At 59.5% G+C, this 18,600-nt stretch carries 16 protein-coding genes; 11 read left to right on the forward strand and 5 right to left on the reverse strand.

What is annotated here, in order from left to right; all coding sequences use genetic code 11:
- Nucleotides 1–4: 4 nt before the first annotated feature.
- From V3388_RS12995 to V3388_RS13045, 11 genes are all read left to right on the forward strand, one after another.
- On the forward strand, nucleotides 5–2,389 hold the full coding sequence (locus V3388_RS12995) for an efflux RND transporter permease subunit (protein ID WP_336368004.1): 2,385 nt from the start codon (nucleotides 5–7) through the stop codon (nucleotides 2,387–2,389).
- A gap of 193 nt (nucleotides 2,390–2,582) precedes the next feature.
- Nucleotides 2,583–3,566, forward strand: coding sequence for a TAXI family TRAP transporter solute-binding subunit (locus tag V3388_RS13000; protein WP_336368005.1), 984 nt, complete (start codon nucleotides 2,583–2,585; stop codon nucleotides 3,564–3,566).
- A 91-nt stretch (nucleotides 3,567–3,657) separates the two neighbouring features.
- Nucleotides 3,658–6,255 (forward strand): TRAP transporter permease, encoded by a 2,598-nt coding sequence (locus V3388_RS13005; RefSeq protein ID WP_336368006.1) that lies wholly within the window; start codon nucleotides 3,658–3,660, stop codon nucleotides 6,253–6,255.
- A 172-nt stretch (nucleotides 6,256–6,427) separates the two neighbouring features.
- Nucleotides 6,428–8,353: a threonine--tRNA ligase gene (thrS, locus tag V3388_RS13010; protein WP_336368007.1), complete on the forward strand. Its 1,926-nt coding sequence runs from the start codon at nucleotides 6,428–6,430 to the stop codon at nucleotides 8,351–8,353.
- Entirely contained in the window at nucleotides 8,350–8,895 is a 546-nt protein-coding gene (gene infC / locus V3388_RS13015) for a translation initiation factor IF-3 (RefSeq protein WP_336368135.1), read from the forward strand. Before thrS ends, infC begins: the two co-directional genes overlap by 4 nt.
- A gap of 91 nt (nucleotides 8,896–8,986) precedes the next feature.
- On the forward strand, nucleotides 8,987–9,178 hold the full coding sequence (gene rpmI / locus V3388_RS13020; RefSeq protein WP_336368008.1) for a 50S ribosomal protein L35: 192 nt from the start codon (nucleotides 8,987–8,989) through the stop codon (nucleotides 9,176–9,178).
- A gap of 29 nt (nucleotides 9,179–9,207) precedes the next feature.
- Nucleotides 9,208–9,561 (forward strand): 50S ribosomal protein L20, encoded by a 354-nt coding sequence (rplT, locus tag V3388_RS13025; RefSeq protein ID WP_336368009.1) that lies wholly within the window; start codon nucleotides 9,208–9,210, stop codon nucleotides 9,559–9,561.
- A gap of 135 nt (nucleotides 9,562–9,696) precedes the next feature.
- Nucleotides 9,697–10,695 carry a phenylalanine--tRNA ligase subunit alpha gene (pheS, locus tag V3388_RS13030; protein ID WP_336368010.1) on the forward strand — a complete coding sequence of 333 codons (999 nt, stop codon included), beginning with the start codon at nucleotides 9,697–9,699 and terminating at the stop codon, nucleotides 10,693–10,695.
- Between the two features lie 65 nt (nucleotides 10,696–10,760).
- The gene (gene pheT / locus V3388_RS13035) at nucleotides 10,761–13,133 is read left to right on the forward strand and encodes a phenylalanine--tRNA ligase subunit beta (protein ID WP_336368011.1); all 2,373 of its coding nucleotides are present in this window, start codon (nucleotides 10,761–10,763) and stop codon (nucleotides 13,131–13,133) included.
- A gap of 3 nt (nucleotides 13,134–13,136) precedes the next feature.
- Nucleotides 13,137–13,439: an integration host factor subunit alpha gene (gene ihfA / locus V3388_RS13040; RefSeq protein ID WP_099619018.1), complete on the forward strand. Its 303-nt coding sequence runs from the start codon at nucleotides 13,137–13,139 to the stop codon at nucleotides 13,437–13,439.
- The gene (locus V3388_RS13045; RefSeq protein ID WP_336368012.1) at nucleotides 13,420–13,788 is read left to right on the forward strand and encodes a MerR family transcriptional regulator; all 369 of its coding nucleotides are present in this window, start codon (nucleotides 13,420–13,422) and stop codon (nucleotides 13,786–13,788) included. Before ihfA ends, V3388_RS13045 begins: the two co-directional genes overlap by 20 nt.
- Before the next feature lie 108 nt (nucleotides 13,789–13,896).
- Here the strand turns inward: V3388_RS13045 and V3388_RS13050 are convergent, their stop codons facing one another.
- The 5 genes from V3388_RS13050 to cyoB all read right to left on the reverse strand — a co-directional run bounded on the left by V3388_RS13050 (nucleotide 13,897) and on the right by cyoB (nucleotide 18,599).
- Nucleotides 13,897–14,508 (reverse strand): Yip1 family protein, encoded by a 612-nt coding sequence (locus V3388_RS13050; RefSeq protein WP_336368013.1) that lies wholly within the window; start codon nucleotides 14,506–14,508, stop codon nucleotides 13,897–13,899.
- A 272-nt stretch (nucleotides 14,509–14,780) separates the two neighbouring features.
- Nucleotides 14,781–15,659 (reverse strand): heme o synthase, encoded by an 879-nt coding sequence (gene cyoE, locus V3388_RS13055; RefSeq protein ID WP_336368014.1) that lies wholly within the window; start codon nucleotides 15,657–15,659, stop codon nucleotides 14,781–14,783.
- A complete protein-coding gene (cyoD, locus tag V3388_RS13060) occupies nucleotides 15,659–15,985 on the reverse strand; it encodes a cytochrome o ubiquinol oxidase subunit IV (RefSeq protein ID WP_336368015.1) in 327 nt (108 codons plus the stop codon). The genes cyoE and cyoD overlap by 1 nt, the downstream gene beginning before the upstream one ends.
- Entirely contained in the window at nucleotides 15,985–16,605 is a 621-nt protein-coding gene (locus tag V3388_RS13065; protein ID WP_336368016.1) for a cytochrome o ubiquinol oxidase subunit III, read from the reverse strand. The genes cyoD and V3388_RS13065 overlap by 1 nt, the downstream gene beginning before the upstream one ends.
- Before the next feature lie 2 nt (nucleotides 16,606–16,607).
- Nucleotides 16,608–18,599, reverse strand: coding sequence for a cytochrome o ubiquinol oxidase subunit I (gene cyoB / locus V3388_RS13070; protein ID WP_336368017.1), 1,992 nt, complete (start codon nucleotides 18,597–18,599; stop codon nucleotides 16,608–16,610).
- Nucleotide 18,600: the final 1 nt, after the last annotated feature.

Genomic DNA, 18,600 nt, shown 5'->3' on the forward strand with positions numbered 1-18,600 from the left:
TTTGATGTCCAACCCGAAACATGACAAGGGCGAGCATTACCTGACCACGCCCAAGGCCGAGCCGTTTCTGGAGCGCCTGATATTCAACAACCGGGCGATCATCCTGGTGCTGCTGGCCGTGGTGACGCTGTTTCTTGGCTACAACGCGACCAAGATCCAGCCTGACGCCAGCTTCGAGCGGATGATTCCGCTGGAGCACCCCTACATCAAGAACATGATGGATCACCGCAAGGACCTGGAGAACCTGGGTAACTTTGTGCGTATCGCGGTGGAAGCCAAAGACGGTGACATCTTCAGCAAAGAATATATGGAAACGCTGAAGCAGATCACAGACGAAGTCTTTTATCTGAGCGGCGTTGACCGGTCGGGTCTGAAGTCCCTGTGGACCTCGAACGTGCGCTGGGTGGAAGTGACCGAACAGGGCTTCCAGGGCGGCGCCGTGATCCCGGATAACTACGACGGTTCGCAAGCCAGCCTGGAGCAATTGCGCCAGAACGTTCTGCGTTCCAGCGAAGTCGGGCGTCTGGTTTCGGACAACTTCAAGTCCACGATCGTGTATGCGCCGCTGTACGAGAAAGACCCGGAGAGCGGCAAGCCTCTCGACTACGCGGCGTTTTCGCGTCAGCTCGAGGAAAAAGTGCGCGACAAATACGAAGCGCAAAACCCGAATGTTGACATCCACATCGTCGGTTTTGCGAAGAAAGTGGGTGATCTGATTGAGGGGATCGGCTCCATTGCCTGGTTTGCGGCCATTACCATCGGCCTCACCATGCTGCTGCTGTTCTGGTATTCCCGCTGCATCACGGGCACGTTGATCCCGGTTCTCACCTCCATCATTGCCGTGTTCTGGCAGTTGGGCGCGCTGCGTCTGCTGGGCTACGGCCTTGACCCGTATTCGGTGCTGGTCCCGTTCCTGGTGTTTGCCATCGGCATCAGCCACGGCGTTCAGATTGTTAACGCCATGGCGGTGGAAGCGGCCAAGGGTTTCGACCCGCTGACGGCCGCGCGGCTCGCGTTCCGGTCGCTTTACATACCAGGCATGCTGGCGCTGGTGTCGGATGCCTTCGGCTTCCTGACCCTGTTCTTCATCCAGATCGACGTGATTCGGGATCTGGCCGTCTCCGCGGGCATCGGTGTCGCCTTCGTGATCATCACCAACCTGGTTCTGCACCCGTTGATCATGTCGTACCTTGGCATTTCCAAGGGCGGCGTGAAGCACGTGCAGAATCACGGCGAGAAGCAGGATCGGAAGTGGCAGATTATGTCCTACTTCTCCCATCCGGCGGTGGCGCCGATCTCCCTGTTGATTGCTGTCATCGGCCTGGGCCTTGGGGTCTATTACAAGCAGGACCTGAAGGTGGGCGACCTGGACAAGGGCGCGCCTGAACTCCGGGCGGACTCCCGCTATAACCAGGACAACGGCTACATCATCAACAATTACTCCACCAGCGCCGATGTGCTGGTCGTGATGGTCCAGACGCCCAAGGAGCAGTGCACCCAGTACAACGTCCTGCGGGCAATGGACGCGCTTGAGTGGCGTCTGATGAATACGCCGGGCGTACAGTCCACCGCGTCGCTGGCGGATGTGTCCAAAATCGTGACCAAGGCACTGAATGAGGGCAACTGGAACTGGTATGCCCTGTCGCGGAACCAGACCATCATCAACGCCTCGATCCGCAGTGCGCCCTCCGGGCTGATCAACACCGATTGCAGCCTGACGCCGCTGCTGGTGTTCCTGGAGGATCACAAGGCGGAAACCTTGAAGACCGTGGTTGCAGAGGTGGAAGATTTCGCGGACAAGAACAGCGATGAGAATCACACCTTCCTGTTGGGAGCCGGTAACGCGGGCGTCGAGGCGGCGACCAACGACGTGATCTCCTCTGCGAAAGACAAGATGCTGTTGTTTGTCTACGCCGTAGTCACGCTGCTGTGTTTCCTGACCTTCCGTTCCATTAGGGCGGTGCTGTGTATCGTGATCCCGCTGGGCCTCACCTCCGTGCTCTGTGAAGCCATCATGGCGGTGTCCGGCATCGGTATCAAAGTGGCAACCCTGCCGGTGATTGCGCTGGGGGTCGGTATCGGGGTGGATTACGGTATTTACATATACAGCAAACTTGAGAAATACCTGCTTGAGGGTAAAACTCTCCAGCAGGCGTATTTCGAGACCCTTCGCTCCACGGGTAAAGCCGTTGTTTTTACCGGGGTAACGTTGGGTATCGGCGTGGTGACCTGGATCTTCTCTCCCATCAAGTTCCAGGCTGACATGGGCTTCCTGCTGTTTTTCATGTTCCTGTGGAACATGATCGGTGCCATCTGGCTGCTGCCGGCTCTGGCCCGGTTCCTGCTTCGTCCGGATCGGATGGTCGCGAAGGCGCGAGCATCGAAGTAGGCCACTGTCCATGCACCAAAAAAGCCCGCTTTGCGGGCTTTTTTGTTTCATGTTCAAGTGGTTAGCCAGCGAACCGCGGCTTTATTTCTGCCGGGAAGTGGTCTATGTTCAGAAAGGACCCATAACCGCGCCCGCAGCGCTGTCTCGGGTGCGCCTGTTCGCATTCAATAACTCAGAATAAGGAAGAACTCACATGACACTGAAACTCAAAGTATCCGCGCTTGCCATGGCGGCCGCTGTCAGCCTGGGCATGGCCTCCGCGCCGGCATCGGCTCAGGAGCAGACCTTCGTCACCATCGGCACCGGCGGTGTCACCGGTGTGTACTATCCGGCAGGCGGCGCGATCTGTCGCCTGGTCAACATGAACCGCAAGGAAAACGGCATCCGCTGCTCCGTGGAAGCCACCGGCGGTTCTGTCTACAACCTCAACGCCATCCGTCAGGGTGAGCTGGATCTGGCGGTCGCCCAGTCCGACTGGCAGTACCACGCCTACAACGGCACCAGCCAGTTCAAGGAAGATGGCCCGAACAAGAAGCTGCGGGCGGTGTTCTCCCTGCACCCCGAGCCGTTCACCGTGGTGGCCAGCAAGGCCTCCGGCGTGAAGAAGTTCGAGGACCTCGCGGGCAAGAAAGTGTCCGTCGGTAACCCGGGCTCTGGCCAGCGCGCCACCGCAGAAGTGCTGCTGAACGAAATGGGCTGGACCATGGACAAGTTCGGCCAGGCCGCCGAGCTGAAAGCCGCTGAGCAGTCCCAGGCCCTGTGCGATGGCAACATCGACGCGTTCTTCTACACCGTTGGTCACCCCTCCGGTGCCATCAAGGAAGCCACCACCTCCTGCGACAGCGTGATCGTGGAAGTCGACAACGACGCCACCAAGAAGCTGATCAAAGAGAACCCGTACTACCGCAAGGCGATCATCCCGGGCGGCATGTACCGTGGTACCGATGAAGACGTGACCACCTTCGGCGTGGCGGCCACCCTGGTGTCTTCTACCGACGTGCCGGACGACGTCGTCTACAACATCGTCAAGGCGGTGTTCGAGAACTTCGACAGCTTCAAGCGTCTGCACCCCGCCTTCGCCAACCTGAAGAAGGAAGAAATGGTGAAGGACGCCCTGAGTGCGCCGTTGCACCCGGGTGCCCTGAAGTACTACAAGGAAGTCGGCCTGATCAAGTAAGCCGTTATTCCTGAGCTCTGGTGGCCACGGGCAGGTAACTGCCCGTGGCCATTTACGATTGAACCGATTTTTCCTCTGACAGGATTCTGCTATGACCCATAGCGACCCGAAAGCGGGGGAGGGCGTCAACAAGCAGATGCTTGACGACGTTCTGCTCACCGAATCTGGTGGACGAGCGGGCACCGGCCCGGCGAAGGTGATCCTCTTCGTGGTACCCGTCCTCTGGTCTCTGTTCCAGATCTGGATTGCGTCTCCGCTGCCCTACATCTTCGAGTTTGGCGTGTTCAATTCCACGGAAGCACGCTCGATTCACCTGGCGTTTGCCGTGTTCCTTGCCTTTACCGCGTTCCCCATGATCAAGGGCAAACACGACAGCCATGTGCCGGTATACGACTGGATACTGGCTCTGCTGGCCGCCTTTGCGGCGTCCTACATTTTCATTTTCTACCGGGAGCTGGCCGATCGGCCGGGCGCGCCGATCACCATGGATATGGTGGTGGCCCTCGGTGGTCTCGTACTGTTGCTGGAAGCGACCCGTCGTGCGCTGGGCCTGGCCCTGAGCATCGTCGCCGGCGTCTTTATTTTCTACTCCTTGGCCGGGCCCTACATGCCCGATGTCATTTCCCACGGCGGCGTCAGCCTCAGCAAGCTGGCCTCGCATCAGTGGCTGGGTACCGAGGGCGTGTTTGGTGTCGCCCTGGGGGTCTCTACCGGTTTCGTGTTCCTGTTCGTGCTGTTCGGCGCCATGCTGGAGAAAGCCGGTGCCGGTAACTACTTCATCAAGATTGCCTATGCTCTGCTGGGCCACATGCGTGGCGGGCCGGCGAAGGCAGCCGTGGTCTCCAGTGGCCTGAGCGGGGTCGTGTCCGGCTCCTCAATCGCCAACGTGGTGACCACGGGTACCTTCACCATTCCGTTGATGAAGCGGGTGGGTTTCCCGGCCACCAAGGCCGGTGCGGTTGAGGTGGCGGCCTCCGTGAACGGACAGCTGACGCCGCCGATCATGGGCGCTGCCGCCTTCCTGATGGTGGAATACGTGGGCGTGCCATACCTGGAGGTGGTCAAGGCCGCCATCCTGCCGGCGCTGATCTGCTACATCGGCCTTCTGTACATGGTGCACCTGGAAGCGTGCAAGATGGACATGAAGGGCATCGAGCGCCGTAATAAGCCGACCCTGGCGCAGCGTCTGATGACCTGGGCGATGGTGATTGTCGGCTTCTGTGCGCTGACGCTGGTGGTGTACTACGGCGTTGGCTGGATGAAAAGTGTTCTGGGCGGCGCGACCCCGTGGGTCATGTCGGTGCTGCTGCTGATCATCTATGTGGCGCTGCTGGCGTATTCCTGCAAGTTCCCGGACCTGGAGGAAGACGTCGATGCCGATTTGAACGAGCTGCCGCCGGTCGGCCCGACCGTGAAGACGGGTCTGTATTACCTCCTGCCGGTGGTGGTGCTGGTCTGGTGCCTCACGGTGGAACGCTTCTCTCCGCATCTGTCCGCGTTCTGGTCCACGCTGTTCATGATGTTCATTCTGGTCACCCAGCGGCCGCTCAAGGCGTTCTTCCGGACCCGTCAGGGGATGGCGGAGCAGTGGAAAGCCGGCGTGGTGGACCTGTTTGACTCCCTGGCGACCGGCGCCCGGAACATGGTCGGCATTGGTGTCGCCACGGCCACCGCCGGCATCGTGGTCGGTACCGTGACACTGACCGGCATTGGCCTGGTGATGACCCAGTTCGTGGAGTACATCTCCGGTGGTAACCTGCTGCTGATCCTGATCTTTACCGCGATCATCAGCCTGATCCTCGGCATGGGTCTGCCCACCACCGCAAACTACATTGTGGTGTCTACGTTGATGGCGCCGGTGATTGTCTCCCTCGGCGCCGAGAACGGGTTCATTGTGCCGCTGATTGCGGTGCACATGTTCGTGTTCTATTTCGGTATCCTGGCGGACGACACGCCACCGGTGGGGCTAGCGGCCTACGCGGCGGCGGCGATATCGGGCGCCGACCCCATCAAAACCGGTATCCAGGGCTTTATCTACGACATCCGGACCGCGATCCTGCCGTTCATGTTCATCTTCAACAACCAGTTGTTGCTGATCGGGCTGACCGGCTGGTTTGATCTACTGGTCACGGTATTCAGTGCCATCACCGCCATGCTGGTGTTCGCGGCGGCCACACAAGGGTTCTGGTTCACCCGTACTCGCTGGTGGGAAACCATCGCGCTGCTGCTGGTCACGTTCACTCTGTTCCGCCCGGGCTTCTGGTGGGACATGGTGTACCCGCCGGTGGACCTGCGGCCGGCCACGGAAATCTACCAGCACATCGACAACGTGCCGGCGGACGGGCCGCTGTACCTGCACGCGTCTGGTATCAGCATTGACGGCCAGGAAGTCACCAAAATGATTCGCCTCGAGTTGCCGGCGGCGGAGTCCCCGGAGCAGCGTCTGTCCAAGGCCGGCCTTGAGTTGAAGAAGGATGGTGATGTGATGGCCGTGGACTTTGTAGGATTTGGCAGTGCCGCTGAAAAGGCGGGTATCAGCTTTGGCTGGACCATCGACAAGTTCGAGACCGAGAACGAGCGGCCGCCGAAGGAGTTGATGTTCATTCCGGCGCTGCTGCTGTTGGGGCTGGTGGCCTTTGGCCAGCTGCGCCGGCGGGCCCGGGAAGCCGGCGTTCCGAAACCGGCCTGAATCGGAGCGGGCCGTTGCCCGCACCGACCCGGCATCCGTGAAGCCCGGCGTAACCCGCCGGGTTTTTTTCTGTTAGACTTCGCGCTGATTCGGCCCGCGGTTTGTATCGCGCAGTGCCGGCACCATGTGGTCTTTGGTATAGATCACCGCTGAGACACTCAAGGAGCTCCTCATGCCCGTCATTACGCTGCCGGACGGCAGTCATCGCCGTTTTGCCGAAGCTGTTACCGTTCACGATGTTGCCGCCGACATCGGCGCTGGCCTGGCCAAGGCGGCCCTGGCCGGAAAAGTCGATGGTCGGCTGGTGGACACCAGCTATCGCATCGAACAGGACGTGGACCTGGCCATCGTCACCGACCGGGACGACGATGGCGTTGATGTCATTCGCCATTCAACGGCCCACCTGCTGGCCATGGCCGTCAAGGAATTGTTCCCGTCTGCCCAGGTCACCATTGGTCCGGTCATCGATAACGGCTTTTACTACGACTTCAAGTACGACCGTCCGTTCACCAACGACGACCTGGCTCGCATTGAGCAGCGGATGGAAGAGCTGTCCAAGCAGGACATTCCGGTATCCCGGTCGGTGCTGTCCCGGGACGAGGCGGTTCGGCTGTTCAACGAGATGGGCGAGGAGTACAAGGTCCGGATCATTGAAGACATACCCGGGGATGAGGATCTGTCGTTCTATCGGCAGGGCGATTTCATTGACCTGTGCCGTGGGCCGCATGTGCCCAGCACCGGCAAGCTCAAAGCGTTCAAGCTGACCAAGGTCGCCGGTGCCTACTGGCGCGGTGACACCGGCAACGAGCAACTGCAGCGTGTTTACGGTACCGCCTGGGGCAACAAGAAGGACCTCAAGGCGTATCTGCATCGGCTGGAAGAAGCCGAGAAGCGGGATCACCGCAAGATCGGCAAGAAGCTGAACCTGTTCCACATGCAGGAAGAAGCGCCGGGCATGGTGTTCTGGCATCCGGACGGCTGGTCCCTGTATCAGGAAATCGAGCAGTACATGCGGGCCAAGCTGCGCACGCACGGTTATCAGGAAATCAAGACGCCGCAAGTGGTGTCCAGGGCGCTGTGGGAAAAATCCGGCCACTGGGACAAGTTCAAGGACGACATGTTCACCACGGAGTCCGAGAAGCACGATTACGCCATCAAGCCGATGAACTGTCCGTGCCATGTGCAGGTGTTCAATCAGGGCCTCAAAAGCTACAAGGACCTGCCGCTGCGATTGGCCGAGTTTGGCTCCTGCCACCGGAACGAGGCGTCTGGCGCACTGCACGGGCTGATGCGGGTGCGTGGGTTTACCCAGGATGATGCGCACATCTTCTGTGAAGAAGATGCGATCCAGCAGGAAGTGTCTGCGTTCATCAAGCTGTTGCACGAGGTCTATGAGGACTTCGGCTTTACCGAGATTCTGTACAAACTGTCCACCCGCCCGGAAAAGCGCGTGGGTTCCGATGAAGTCTGGGACAAGTCCGAGGCAGCGCTGGAAGAGGCGCTGAACCGTGAGGGCGTGGATTGGGAATTGCTGCCGGGCGAGGGCGCGTTTTACGGCCCGAAGATCGAGTTTTCACTGAAGGACTGCATCGGCCGGGTGTGGCAGTGCGGCACCATTCAGGTGGACTTTTCCATGCCGGGCCGCCTGGGCGCGCAGTACGTGGCGGACAACTCCGAGCGCAAGACGCCGGTGATGCTGCACCGGGCCGTGCTGGGCTCCTTCGAGCGGTTCATCGGCATCCTGATTGAGGAATACGAAGGCGCGTTTCCAACCTGGCTGGCACCCACCCAGGTGGCGATACTGAATATTACCGACAATCAGCGGGAATATTGCCAGGAACTGGCGAAAAAATGGGAATCCATGGGCTATCGGGTGCACGCCGACTTGAGAAACGAGAAGATCGGCTTTAAAATCCGCGAGCATACTTTAAACAAGGTGCCCTACCTGGTGGTGGTTGGCGATAAGGAAGTGGAAAATAACGCCGTCGCTGTCCGTACCCGCAAGGGTGACGATCTGGGCACCCTGTCCGCCGACGAGTTCGTGCAACGCTTGGCAAACGACGTTGCGCGCAAAGGCAGAACCAAAACGGAGAACTGATTATTAAACAGCGAGCGAATCGGGGTGGGCGCACGCCCAAAGCACCCATCAATGAAAACATCGACGCAACTGAAGTCCGCCTGATTGACGCCGAGGGCAACCAGGTGGGGATTGTTTCCATTGAGGATGCTCTCAGGCAAGCCGAAGAAGCGTCCCTGGACCTGGTCCAGGTCACGGATTCCGATCCGATCGTCTGTAAGATCATGGACTTCGGAAAGAAAGTCTTTGAAGAGAAGAAAGCCAAAGCGGCTGCCAAGAAAAAGCAGAAGCAGACGCAGGTGAAAGAAGTCAAGTTCCGTCCAGGAACTGAAGAAGGGGATTACCAGGTCAAACTACGCAACCTGGTACGTTTCCTTGAGAACGGGGACCGCGGCAAGATCACGGTTCGATTTCGCGGGCGTGAGATGGCACACCAGGAAATCGGTATGAAACTCATGCAGCGGATCGAAGAGGATGTGGCCGACATGGCAACGGTTGAAATGCGACCGAAGATGGAAGGCCGCCAGATGACCATGATCGTGGCTCCCCGTAAAAAGAAGTGATCCTGTAGCACGGCCGGTCCCCCGCGTCTGCGGGGGATTTGTCGTTCAGGGTCATATGGGTTTTCAAAACGAGAATGCGGAGTTTTAAAAAATGCCGAAGATGAAAAGCAAGAGCGGTGCGGCGAAGCGGTTCAAGAAAACCGCGAACGGCTTCAAGCACAAGCAGTCCTTCACGAGTCATATCTTGACCAAGAAGAGCCCCAAGCGGAAGCGTCAGCTGCGTGGTACCAAGCTGATTGCCAAGTCCGATGTGGCTGCCATCAAGCGTATGCTCGCCAACTGAGTTATCACCGGTTAAGAAGGATTGATTAAATGGCTCGTGTAAAACGTGGTGTGGTAGCACGCCGTCGTCACAAGAAGATCATGAAGCAGGCCAAGGGTTACTACGGTGCCCGTAGCCGTGTCTTCCGGGTTGCCAAACAGGCGGTGATCAAGGCAGGCCAGTACGCCTACCGCGACCGCCGTAACCGCAAGCGCGCGTTCCGCGCCCTGTGGATCTCCCGGATTAACGCGGGCGCCCGTGCCAATGGCCTGTCTTACAGCCGGCTGATCGCCGGTCTGAAAAAGGCCAACGTCGAGATCGATCGCAAGGTTCTGGCCGATCTGGCCATGAACGAGCAGCAGGCGTTTGCCGCTGTTGTTGAGAAAGCCAAAGCGTCCCTGTGATCGCTTAAGATCTCTCAATCGATCGCAGATCGATCGGCACCCGCCTCCCGGCGTGGTGCCTCTGAATAGGGGAAGGGCACGCTCTTCCCCTATTTTTGTTTTCAGCTACCCCATTCTGGTTTGGAGCAAGGGTCAATGGAAAACCTGGAGCAACTGGTTCAGGACGGGCTGAGCGCGGTTGATCGTGCCGACAGCCTGCAGGCACTTGAGCATCTTCGTGTGGAATACCTTGGCAAGAAGGGCATCATCACCCAGCAGGCCAAGACCCTTGGCAAACTGTCCGCCGAGGAACGTCCGGCCGCCGGCCAGAAAATCAACGAGGCCAAGGGCCAGGTTGAGCAGGCCATCAACGCCCGCCGGTCGGATCTCGAAGCGGCGGCCCTTGAAGCGAAGCTGGCCAGCGAATCCATTGACGTCACCCTGCCCGGACGCGGCCAGGACCTGGGCGGTCTGCACCCGGTGACCCGCACGCTCCAGCGCATCGAAGAGATTTTTGCCCAGGCCGGGTACAGCGTCGAACAGGGGCCCGAAATCGAAGACGATTACCACAACTTCGAAGCTCTGAACATTCCGGGTCATCATCCCGCCCGGGCCATGCATGACACCTTCTATTTCAATCCCGGCACGCTCCTGCGCACCCACACCTCGCCAGTGCAGATCCGGACCATGGAAGCCGGAGAGCCGCCGTTCCGGATGATTTGCCCCGGCCGGGTCTACCGGTGCGATTCGGACATGACCCACACCCCCATGTTCCACCAATGCGAGGGGCTGCTGGTCGAGAAAGACGTCAGTTTTGCCGATCTCAAGAGCACCATTGAGGAGTTTCTCCGGGTGTTCTTCGAGCGTGACCTCAAGGTTCGGTTCCGGCCGTCTTATTTCCCGTTTACCGAACCGTCCGCCGAGGTGGACATCGAGTGGGGGCGCGAGGCAGACGGCAGCATCAAATGGCTGGAGGTGATGGGCTGCGGCATGGTGCACCCGAACGTTTTCAAGCATTGCGGCATTGATCCTGAAGCCTACCGTGGGTTCGCCTTCGGCCTGGGGGTTGAGCGGCTGGCCATGCTGCGATACGGCGTGAACGATCTGCGTATGTTCTTCGAGAACGACCTGCGTTTCCTGCGCCAGTTCCGGTAACCGGCACCGCCCGAAACACGTTTCAGACGCAACAGCGTTAACCGCATCAGGACAAGGCATTTACCATGAAATTCAGTGAACAGTGGCTGCGTGAGTGGGTCAATCCGGACATTGGCTCCCAGGAACTCATGGACCAGATCACCATGGCGGGTCTGGAAGTGGATGGATTTGAGCCGGTTGCCGGCGCCTTCAGCGGCGTGGTGGTCGGCGAGGTGCAGAGCGTGGTCCCGCACCCGGACGCCGATAAGCTGCGGGTCTGCCAGGTCAGCAATGGTCAGGGTGTGGTACAGGTGGTGTGCGGCGCACCGAACGTCCGTGAAGGGCTCAAGGTGCCGTTTGCGGAGGTGGGTGCGATCCTGCCGGGGGATTTTCGTATCAAAAAGGCCAAGCTCCGCGGCCAGCCCTCCGAGGGCATGTTGTGCTCTGAGGCCGAGCTTGGCCTGTCGGAGAACCACGATGGCCTGATGGAATTGCCCTCCGATGCGCCCATCGGTCAGGAGGTCTCGGCTTACCTGGGCCTGAACGACATTACCGTGGACGTGGATCTGACGCCCAACCGCAGTGACTGCCTGTCCATTCGGGGTGTTGCCCGAGAGGTTGGCGTGCTCAACAGCCTGCAAGTATGCGAGCCGGCCATTGACCCCGTTCCGCCGGTGCACGATGAGCGCCCCGACATCCGCATTGACGCGCCCGCCGGTTGTCCCCGCTACCTTGGCCGCTACCTGAAAAACGTCGACCTGAGCGCCGAGACGCCGCTTTGGATGCGTGAGCGCCTGCGTCGTTCCGGCATCCGCTCCATTGATGCCGCCGTGGACGTGACCAACTACGTGATGCTCGAGCTGGGCCAGCCCATGCACGCGTTTGATCGGGCTGAGATCGACCGCGGTATTGTTGTCCGCATGGCCGCCGAGGGTGAAACCCTGGTTCTGCTGGATGGGCAGGAAGTGACGCTGACGCCCGATACGCTGGTGATTGCCGACCACAGTAGGCCCGTCGCCATCGCCGGTGTGATGGGCGGCGAGCATTCCGGCGTGGCCGAATCCACCCGGGACCTGCTTCTGGAATCGGCCTATTTTGACCCGATCACCCTGGCCGGCAAGGCCCGGCACTACGGTCTGCACACCGATGCGTCTCACCGCTTCGAGCGGGGCGTGGATTTTTCGCTGGCGCGCACCGCGATGGAGCGGGCGACCCGGTTGCTGATGGACATCGCCGGCGGCGAGCCCGGTGAGATCGTCGAAGCCGTCAGCCCAGATCATTTGCCTGCCGACCGGACGGTTGACCTGAGAGAGCAGAGGCTGGCGGACGTACTCGGCCTGGCGATTGATCGCACCACCGTTGAGGAAATCCTGACCCGATTGGGGCTGCATGTGGATAAGCTCCTCAAGGACGGCTGGCGGCTGCGGGTTCCCAGTTTCCGGCCGGACATTGCGATTGAGGAAGATGTCATCGAGGAAGTTGGCCGGATTTATGGCTACGACAACCTGCCGGTCACCGAGCCGGAGGGCGCGCTGGGCCTTCGGGTTCGTGCCGAGGCCCGGCGCCCGGTGTCGGCCATCCGGGACTATCTGGTGGCCCACGGCTATCAGGAAGCGATCACCTACAGCTTTGTCGATCCGAAGGTTCAGGCCCTGGTGGATCCGCAGCGGGACGGCATTGCGCTTGCCAACCCGATTTCAAGCGATCTGTCGGTCATGCGGACCACCCTGTGGAGTGGCCTGCTCAAGACCGTGGCTTACAACCAGAACCGGCAACAGCCCCGTATTCGCCTGTTCGAGACCGGCCTACGATTTGAGCAGACCGCCGAGGGCATTGATCAGAAGCCGATGCTGGCGGGTGTCGTCGTCGGTGGCCAGAACCCGGAGAACTGGGCCAATGGGCGCCGGGCAGCGGACTTCTACGATGTGAAAGGCGAGCTGGAGGGGCTGTTCCAGCTGATGGGCGTAGAGATCCGGTTTGTTCCTGGTCAGCATCCCGCGCTGCACCCCGGGCAGACGGCCGAGCTGGTTCGGGACGGCGAGTCCGTGGGCTGGTTTGGCACCTTGCATCCTCAGGTCCAGAAAAAACTGGAACTGAATGGCACGATCCTGATGTTTGAGCTATTCTTGAACTCGATCCGAACGGGTTATGTGCCTAATTTCAAAGAATTTTCAAAATTCCCTGAAGTTCGGCGGGATTTGGCTATTATTATCGGGACGGATGTGGCGTTCTCTGATGTAGAGCGTGTGGCCAGAAAACACGCCGGTGAGCGCCTCACAGCATTGCGTGCGTTCGATCTCTACGAGGGCGAGAGCCTGGGCGAGGGTAATCGGAGCCTGGCCTTGAGCCTGTTCTGGCAGCATCCTGAGCGCACCCTGAACGACGATGAAGTGCAATCGCTCTTCACGGGCGTCATTGACGCCCTCAAAGAAGAGCTGGGCGCAACACTGAGGAGCTGAGCGATGACGGCGTTGACGAAAGCGGAGATGGCGGAACGCCTTTACGAGGAACTGGGTCTGAATAAGCGGGAGGCCAAGGAAATGGTCGAGGCTTTTTTCGATGAGATCCGGGGAGCGCTCAGCCATAACGAACAGGTCAAGCTGTCCGGTTTCGGCAACTTTGATCTTCGGGATAAAAAACAGCGGCCCGGCCGCAACCCGAAGACCGGCGAAGAAATTCCGATCAGCGCCCGTCGCGTGGTGACGTTCCGCCCGGGCCAGAAACTCAAGCAGAAAGTGGAAGCGTATGCTGGAACCCAGTCATAACAACGAACTGCCGGCCATTCCCGGAAAGCGCTACTTCACCATTGGCGAAGTGGCGGATTTGTGTGCGGTCAAGGCCCACGTTCTGCGCTACTGGGAGCAGGAGTTTCCCCAGCTGTCTCCGGTCAAGCGCCGGGGCAATCGGCGCTATTACCAACGGGCGGATGTCATTACCATCCGGCAGATCCGTAGCCTGCTCTACGATCAGGGGTATACCATTGGCGGCGCCAAGCAGAAGCTGAGCAGTCATGAGGTTAAGGACGACACGTCCCAGTACAAGCAGCTCATCCGACAGATGATTGCGGAGCTGGAAGAGGTTCTCGACGTGTTGAATGCGCCGATCAAATCGTGAGGCGTCGCGAGCCATAAGCGGCCGGCGTCGGCAAGAAAAAACGGGTGCGGTGAGAGCCGCACCCGTTTTTTTATGGGCCCGAAACCGGCGGCCGGCGAGCCTGCCGGTTCAGAATCGGAACAGCCAGGGCAGTAAGACCTCTCCGTAGCCCCAGAGAATGACGGTCACCGAGAGCATCGCTTCAAGCACCAGGACGCCCACGGCCAGCGTGGTACTGGACACAATAAAGCCTTCCTCCGAGCTGATCCCCAGGAAATACGGGATGCCCAGGTACAGCAGATAGGCGCTGATGCAGAGCCCTATGGTGCCCGCGAGCAAGCACAGCCAGACCAGCGGGTAGACGGCGACCAGGCCGCTCAGGAACATGGGAGTGGCGATGTAGCCGGCAAAGATCACGCAGCGCCGTGAGCTTGGCGGTTTGCGGAAGCGCTTTGCCATGGTGCGGATGACGTGGCCGACAAGAATGACGGCCGCAAGAATGGCAATGTAGAACGCGATCCCCGCCAGGAACGCGCTGAGGTAGTCCAGCTTGATGAAGGGCTGGCTTCCGCCGAATCCCCAGCCTATCTGCGTCGTACCGATAAACGCACTGATCACCGGGACCGCCGCCAGGATCAGTACGTGGTGGGCGTACAGGTGGCGAACGGACTCGTGTTCTTCTTCAATGTGCTCCCATTCGGTTTTGGGATGGGTCAGCAGGCCCCAGACGTGCGTAAGCATAGGTTCACCCTCATCGTCTTGTTGATGGCTCCACATTATCTATAGCTCAAATTGGCTTGGCTTGCGTAGTCAACCAACGGAAGATTTTCGCGACGATAATACGGTCTGTAGGCACCCCATAACGGACGAGGATTGCGGTAGGGGAAGGGCAGGGGAGGAGGCCCGGGGAGCGTCTTTCAGGGAGGGTTACAGAGGGGAGACAAACCGGCGGTAAAGAGGCCCTGACGCAGGGGTCAGAAAGCGAGCGACACGGCCGGAGCCGTGGCCGCTCATTACGGCAGGTAAGCGTTCAGCCCCATCATCAGACTGAGCACGCACACCGTCAGAATGGAAAAACCAAAGTTACCCTTGGCCCATTTGACGTCATCGGTGGTGCGGTACCCGTCGAGTCCCAGCTTGAGCCAGTAAAGCCCCATGCCCAGCATCACCACAAAATAGGCCAGGCCGGTGAAGCCCGCCACCGTCAGGCTCAGCGCAGATAGCGTGAACGCAATGGTGTAGGCCACGATGTGGTGTTTCGCCGTGTCGATGCCACGGGCGACCGGAAGCACAGGAATGTGGACCCGGTTGTAGTCATCAAAACGGAAGATTGCGATGGCATAGGAGTGCGGCATTTGCCAGAGGCAGAACGTCACCAGCAGGATCAGTGCTGCCAGGTCAAACTGCCCGGAAACCGCGCAGTAGCCGACAACCGGCGGAACCGCACCGGACAGGCTGCCGATCAGGGTGCCGTGCACTGAATGGCGCTTCGACCACAGGCTGTAGGCGCCCACGTAGATCGCAAAGCCAAAGATGCCGAGGGCAACGGTCAGCAGGTTTACCGCCATGAGCATCGTAAACCCCGCCAGACCCAGCACGGTGGCAAAACCAAACGTGGTGGCCGGCGTGATAGCGCCGGTCACCAGCGGTCGGTTGCGCGTCCGTTCCATAATCGAATCAATGTCCCGATCGATCAGGTTGTTGAACGCGCAGCCTGAGGCGATCACCAGGCCCAGTCCCAACAGGGTTGCCAGGAACAGGGCCGGGTCAAACTCACCCTGGGCGGCCAGAAAGTAGCCGCCCATGACCGAGATCGAATTGCCAAAGATGATGCCCGGCTTGGTGAGCGCGATGAACTGCCGGAGCACGTCCTTGCTAGACGTGCGCGACATTACATCAGGTTGACGTTGAGGTGATACATAATCCACACAGATCCACCAATAACCAGGGCGAGAATGAGCGCGGTGAAGAACACGAAGGAGCCGGAATCCCGACCTTCCTGTGTTTTCAGGTTCATGTGCATGAACAGGATCAGCTGCAGCAGCACCTGAAGGATCGCCATGATGGTGATCGCAACAACGAGAACACCTTCACTGAACCCACCCTTCATGACCATGCCGAAAGGGATCACGGTCAGGATGATGGAGAAGATCAGGCCCCAGATGTAGGACTTGACGCTGCCGTGGCTACCGCCATCGTGAGAAGTGGATGTGCTCATCAGAGAACCCCCATCAGGTACACAAAGGTGAAGACGCAGATCCAGACGATGTCCAGGAAGTGCCAGAACAGGCTGAGGCACAGGACACGCGGCTTGGTCTTGTCGGTGATGCCCTTGAGGCCAAGCTGGATGATCATGATGGCCATCCACAGCAGGCCGAAGCTCACGTGCAGGCCGTGGGTGCCGACCAGCGCAAAGAAGGACGACAGGAAGCCGGAGCGATCCGGGCCGAAGCCTTCTTCGATCAGGTGATGGAACTCATAGATCTCCATTCCCACGAAGCCTGCGCCGAACAGGAAGGTGACAATCAGCCAGCCCATGACCTGCTTGACCCGCTCCTTGTGCATGGCCAGTACGGCCATGCCGTAGGTAAAGCTACTGAACAGCAGCAGGAACGTTTCAACCAGGACAAAGTCCAGCTCGAACAGGTCTTTGGAGGTCGGGCCGCCGGCGGTGCCGTTATGGATCACCGCGTAGGTGGCGAAGAGCGAGCCGAAGATGATCAAGTCGCTCATCAGGTAGATCCAGAACCCGTACATCTTCAGGCCCGTGGTATCGTGGTGCTCTTCGTGGCCGCCATGGGCGGCCACGTGTTGGTTAGTCATCGTATCTGTTGCCATGTTTAAGCCTGCATCTTGACGCGATTGTAGTGCTCGATTTCCATCTGCTTCACTTCCTCGGCCGGGATGTGATAGTCGGTGTTCTCACTGAAGATCCGCGCCATGAAGGCTGCGAACATACCAATGGCACCGAGGCCAACCATCCACCAGATGTGCCACACGAGGGCAAAGCCGAACACGATGCTGAAGACACCCATGATCGGGCCCGCGTTCGTGTTATGCGGCATGTGAATGTCGTTGTACTTGATGGTCTCCGGGTCGGCCAATTGCGCCTTGCCCTGATTCTTCTGCTTGTCTGCCCAGTAGTTGTCGATCGCGTGGATCTCCGGCAGGTGCGCGAAGTTGTAGTACGGGGGCGGTGAAGCTACGGCCCACTCCAGGGTACGGCCATTCCAGGCATCGCCGGTGACGTCCTGGTTCTGCTTGCGGTCACGGATGCTCACAAACAGCTGGATCGCGGTGGATGCGATACCGCACAGGATCAGCACGGCGCCGAACCAGGCCACGATCATCAGCGGCTGCCACTCGGTGTTGGCGTAGCTCTGCATACGGCGAACCGCACCGTCGAAGCTCAGGATGTACAGCGGCATGAATGCGGTGTAGAAGCCGACGATCCAGAACCAGAAGGAGCGCTTGCCCCACTTTTCGTTAAGCTTGAAGCCGATCGCCTTCGGGAAGTAGAAGGTGTAGCCGGCCATCATGCCGAACACCACGCCGCCGATGATGACGTTGTGGAAGTGGGCGATAACAAACAGGCTGTTGTGCAGCACGAAGTCTGCCGCCGGAACCGCCAGCATGACGCCGGTCATACCACCGATGGTGAAGGTGATGATGAAGCCCAGGGTCCACAGCACCGGAGAGGTGAACTCCAGCCGGCCACGGTACATGGTGAACAGCCAGTTGAAGATCTTCACACCCGTCGGGATCGCGATGATCATCGTCATGATGCCGAAGAAGGCGTTGACGTTGGCACCGGCGCCCATGGTGAAGAAGTGGTGCAGCCACACGATGAAGGACAGCACGCCGATCGCCAGGGTTGCCCACACCATGGTGTTGTAGCCGAACAGCGGCTTCTTGGCGAAGGTGGAAATGACCTCCGAGAACACACCGAACGCCGGCAGGATCAGGATGTACACCTCAGGATGGCCCCAGGCCCAGATGAGGTTGACGTACATCATGAGGTTGCCGCCCATGTCGTTCGTGAAGAAGTGGAAATCGAAGTAGCGATCCAGGGTCAGCAGCGCGATGGTTGCGGTCAGGATCGGGAAGGCTGCGATGATCAGCACGTTGGTGACCAGGCAGGTCCAGGTGAAGATCGGCATGCGGAACAGGGTCATGCCCTTGGTGCGCATCTTCATGATGGTCACGAAGAAGTTAATGCCGGTCAGCGTGGTCCCGATACCGGAGATCTGCAGTGCCCAGATCCAGTAATCCACCCCGACACCCGGACTGTACTTCGCCCCTGACAGCGGCGCATACGCCAGCCAGCCGGTCTTGGCGAACTCACCCACGAACAGGGAGACGTTCACCAGCACGACGCCGGCGGCGAACAGCCAGAAGCTCAGGTTGTTCATGAACGGGAAGGCCACGTCGCGGGCGCCGATCTGCAGCGGAACCACCAGGTTCATCAGGCCGATAACCATCGGCATGGCGACGAAGAAGATCATGATCACACCGTGGGCGGTGAAGATCTGGTCATAGTGCTCGGGCGGCAGGTAGCCTTCCGCGCCACCGGCAGCGATGGCCTGCTGGGTACGCATCATGATGGCGTCCGCGAAGCCGCGGATGAGCATGACCAGGGCGACCAGGAAGTACATGATGCCCAGTTTCTTGTGGTCGATGGACGTGATCCACTCACGCCAGAGGTAGCCCCACTTCTTGTTCAGGGTGATCCAGCCAACGACGCCGGCGCCAACGATCGCAATGATTGCGACCGTGACCATGATAATCGGCTCGTGGTACGGAATTGCATCCAGGGTTAATTTTCCGAACATA

This window comes from Marinobacter sp. C2H3, from assembly GCF_037080155.1.
Lineage (GTDB): Bacteria > Pseudomonadota > Gammaproteobacteria > Pseudomonadales > Oleiphilaceae > Marinobacter.